The 3699-nt window shown below is 51.0% G+C and carries 6 protein-coding genes; all 6 read left to right on the top strand.

The window, feature by feature from the left end; genetic code table 11:
* A partial coding sequence (locus tag AYI87_RS21100; RefSeq protein ID WP_144204528.1) for a DUF935 family protein occupies positions 1-441 on the top strand: 441 nt, incomplete at its 5' end.
* Positions 441-689, top strand: coding sequence for a hypothetical protein (locus tag AYI87_RS21095; RefSeq protein ID WP_144204527.1), 249 nt, complete (start codon positions 441-443; stop codon positions 687-689). The genes AYI87_RS21100 and AYI87_RS21095, both read left to right, overlap by 1 nt.
* Entirely contained in the window at positions 679-1905 is a 1227-nt protein-coding gene (locus AYI87_RS21090) for a PBECR2 nuclease fold domain-containing protein (protein ID WP_144204526.1), read from the top strand. Before AYI87_RS21095 ends, AYI87_RS21090 begins: the two co-directional genes overlap by 11 nt.
* A gap of 155 nt (positions 1906-2060) precedes the next feature.
* Positions 2061-2540, top strand: coding sequence for a phage virion morphogenesis protein (locus AYI87_RS21085; RefSeq protein ID WP_144204525.1), 480 nt, complete (start codon positions 2061-2063; stop codon positions 2538-2540).
* A 191-nt stretch (positions 2541-2731) separates the two neighbouring features.
* Positions 2732-2968 carry a hypothetical protein gene (locus AYI87_RS21080; RefSeq protein ID WP_144204524.1) on the top strand — a complete coding sequence of 79 codons (237 nt, stop codon included), beginning with the start codon at positions 2732-2734 and terminating at the stop codon, positions 2966-2968.
* 53 nt (positions 2969-3021) lie between these two features.
* On the top strand, positions 3022-3699 hold a 678-nt coding region (locus AYI87_RS21075), incomplete at its 3' end, for a phage protease (protein ID WP_222116796.1).

Here is a 3699-nt window from a genome sequence, read left to right as displayed (position 1 = left end):
CCCAAACTGGTCGAGATAGGCTTTGCCATTCCGCAGTCCTGGGCGCAGGAGCGACTGCAGATCCCCATTGCGCAAAAGGATGAGCCTGTATTGTCAGTTGGTGGCAAATCGTCGGTAGTGGATGCTAGCCAAGCAAAGCTTAAGCAACTGGCGATTAAGCGCATCGTGGCGCTTAAACAACAGGCCGAGCAGCAAGACCGCGTTAATGATGATCGGCTATTGGATGAGATGAGCGCTCGGCTAGTGGATGAGATGAGCCCAGTATTGCAAGGCTTTAGCGATGAAGTGCAGGCGCTAGTCAATGGTGTGCAATCGCTGGAGGAACTGCAGGCCAAACTGGCGGCGCTTGATCTGAACATTGATGAGGCGAGCGAGGTGCTGCAGCTGGCGATGGTTTCTGCCGAACTGGCCGGACGTTATGATGTCAGCGGGGGGCGCTAATGGTTAACGTTTTCATTGTATTGTCCCTAGGCTTGTTTTTGTGGATAGGCGTTTATGTAGGGTTAAAATTTGGCGCTCTTTTGGCTCAGTTGTATATCGTTTTCAGTAAGCGTTATGCGTTTATTGGCTATGGAGAACACAACAAATATGGCCGTGCAGCAATATTTGTGACCCAGGACAATGGCATTCATTGGGTTGTTAACCCTCTTTGCTTAAAGCTGGTTGATAGGTACTGCCATGCCGAATAGCGCCCAATACGGCAGCTTACCGTTTAACGAGCAAATAGCCTTTTTTAAAGACAAACTTAACCTGCCTACCGAGCGCTGGAACGATATCTGGCAGGGAAGCCACGCCAAGGCGTTTGTGGTGGCCGGGGCAATGAAACATGACTTGTTGGTTGATCTGCGCAGTGCGGTCGATGCCGCCATAGCCGGTGGTAAGTCGCTTACCTGGTTTCAATCTGAGTTTAAAAAGATAGTGGCTAAACACGGCTGGGCACATACCGGCGGCGCAAATTGGCGTGCCAGGGTGATCTTCGATACCAACATGCGTCAAAGTTACAACGCGGGTCGCTATGAGCAGCTGCAGCAGTTTGCGTATTGGCGCTATGCTCACGGTGATAGCCGTTATCCGCGTGAATTACATCTAAAATGGCACGATACCATTTTGCCGAAAGAGCACCCTTGGTGGTCGACTCATTTCCCTCAAAACGGTTGGGGCTGCAAGTGCCGGGTCTATGGTGTGAGTCAATATGAGTTAGAACGGCGCGGCCTGACGGTTACCCCAGCGCCACAGGACGGCGTCAGAGATTGGACCGACAAATCTACAGGCGAAGTGCACCAGGTACCTAAAGGGATCGACCCTGGGTTTGACTACAGTGTCGGCGAGGCTAGCTTGGGTAAAAGGTTGACCACTCAGCAGATGCAGGCATGGCAGGCACAAAAAGCCGACGCGTGGCAAAGCTTAACGTCTGATACCTGGCAATCGTTTAACTTGCCCCAGTTACTTCCTGCAATTGAGACCAGCGTAGCATTGGCGCCAAGTGCGCAAACGATTGAGCAGCTCAGCGATACTGTGCATAAAGCATTTGGTAAGGAGAAAATTGTCCCAGGGCCAATAGACAGCCTGCCGGTTTATATCAACAGTGCAGCCTTGGTTGAGCATCTGAGTAAAGATCTACACCGCTCACGCTTTATTCCCCTACTGGCCGATGTGATCGCCACGCCGCAGGAGGTGTGGGCCGCCTTTGAAAAACATCTGGGTACGGGTAAGGTGGCGCTGCGCCTGAGGTACATCAAGGTTGTTAATGTCGGCAAAAATAAGAGCCTGCTATTGGTGGCACAAGTGGTTAAAGGGCGTATCGAGGCATGGACGTTCATCCCACTGACGCCGGGTGGTTATCTCAATAAACAGCGTCGTGGTCGATTGTTATATTCGGCAGAAGCAAAGGGACAGGAAGAATAGCTTGCTGGAGTGCCTGCTATACGTGTGGTTATAGCTACACTGGCAATTAATTCTCACGCCACACCGCAACCGAATTAATCCACCTGTGTTCAGTATACGGTTAACCCTTGGCTTATTCAATTAGGCTTCTTTCAGTAAATAAAAGGCGAGGCGTGATGGCTGGTAGCTACATAAAAGTTGAATATCGCGGCGAGAAGGGAATAGCCAAGGCCCTTAATCGCCTACTGAAGCAGGGGCAAAATCTGGCGCCTGTGCTGGGGGATATTGGTGAATACCTGCTGCCCAGCACTCAGCAGCGATTTGTGGATATGCAGGCGCCCGATGGCACGCCTTGGGAGCCGCTGAGCGGCACCACGTTAGAGATTAAGGCTGCTAAAGGCGCTCGACTTGACCGTATCCTTACAGATTCAGGTACCCTGGCTGATACTCTGCATTATCAAATCAGCAGTGACACCTTAAGCCTGGGCAGTAACCAAGAGTATGCCGCCATGCAGCAGCTCGGTGGCATCACTGCCCCCAACAGCATGATCCCCGGTGTTGAGATTCCCGCTCGTGAGTTTTTAGGCATGGCGCCATTTGAAAAGAACGAGGTCGAGGCCATGGTGGCTAACTACCTGGTTAAGGGGTTGCCCTAACCTCCCCTGTTTTCTTGTTGACGCTCTCAAACGCGATTTAAGCGCTTTAGTTGGGTTTGTTATCTCGTTGTATGACGCAGATGGTGTTAAACGCCTTAAGAGAGATTTAAACGGGTTTTAAACTAGGTGTTGAGGTTTTTGCGCCGCCAACATCAGTTTGATATTTATAATGCGGAAAGCAGGCGGTTCAAATGGCTAGACAGTTTGATGCAAAACAAATCAGAATAACGCTATTGGGTGCCGTTATCGTCTGGGGATGCTGCACTGGTTATAACGATTATCTTGAATACCAGGTAAAGATTTATCAAGACAGTGTCAACAGTGAAGAAACAGGAGAGCTGATTAAAGCACTGCGCTTTGCTCAGGAACAAGAAACACTGCGCGCGAAAATGATTCTCCAGTTAATGCAGTGCAATACCAACTCATAATTCCCGAAACCTTTCCAATCCCATCCTAATCCATCGCCCCGCATCATGGGGCCATGAAAACACATACCGCTTTTGAATCAATTGCAGCGCTGACTGCCCAAACCGCTCACTTGGCGGCAGAGGGCGAGTCACTGGCGGCGCTCAACTTTACCTTGGCCGCCATCGATGCTGACAACACTGGTGCCGATAATAGCATCGCTCGTCGGGTGCAGCTGCTGCCTGATGGCCTGTTTTCGGCCAAGGATGGCCGACCCTTTGATGTAGCAAGCGGCAAATGGCTAATGGACGAGGTGGCCTTCGCCATGCTGCTGGCCAACGCTAACGCCCGCGAAAACGATTTCCATTTTGACTACGAGCACCAAACGCTAAACGCCGATGAGAACGGTAAACCCGCGCCTGCTGCTGGCTGGTTTAAACAGCTGGAGTATGTGCCTGGGGAAGGCGTGTTTGCCCTTAATGTCGACTGGACCGCACCTGCTGCCCAATTTATTGCCAATAAAGAATATCGCTATGTCTCGGCGGTGTTTGCCTATGACACCCAAAGTGGTCGTCCCACCCGTTTACTCCATGTTGCCCTGACCAATGACCCCGCGCTCGATGGCATGAAAGCCATTGCTGCACTTAAGGCCGGTCATAGCAGAACTGAAGCTAACCCCACGAAAACCAACCCTACAGAAACTCACTTTATAGAAGGAAGCCAATCGATGAATGAAGCACTCAAGCTGTTACTG

Origin of the sequence: Shewanella sp. KCT, assembly GCF_007636505.1 — a bacterium.
Lineage (GTDB): Bacteria > Pseudomonadota > Gammaproteobacteria > Enterobacterales > Shewanellaceae > Shewanella > Shewanella halotolerans.
This window is presented reverse-complemented; position numbering and strand designations above follow the sequence as displayed.

Bases quoted from the DNA above. Each gene is read 5' to 3' on its own strand.
- AYI87_RS21095 (WP_144204527.1), top strand. From the start codon at position 441: ATGGTTAACGTTTTCATTGTATTGTCCCTAGGCTTGTTTTTGTGGATA.
- AYI87_RS21090 (WP_144204526.1), top strand. From the start codon at position 679: ATGCCGAATAGCGCCCAATACGGCAGCTTACCGTTTAACGAGCAAATA.
- AYI87_RS21085 (WP_144204525.1), top strand. From the start codon at position 2,061: ATGGCTGGTAGCTACATAAAAGTTGAATATCGCGGCGAGAAGGGAATA.
- AYI87_RS21080 (WP_144204524.1), top strand. From the start codon at position 2,732: ATGGCTAGACAGTTTGATGCAAAACAAATCAGAATAACGCTATTGGGT.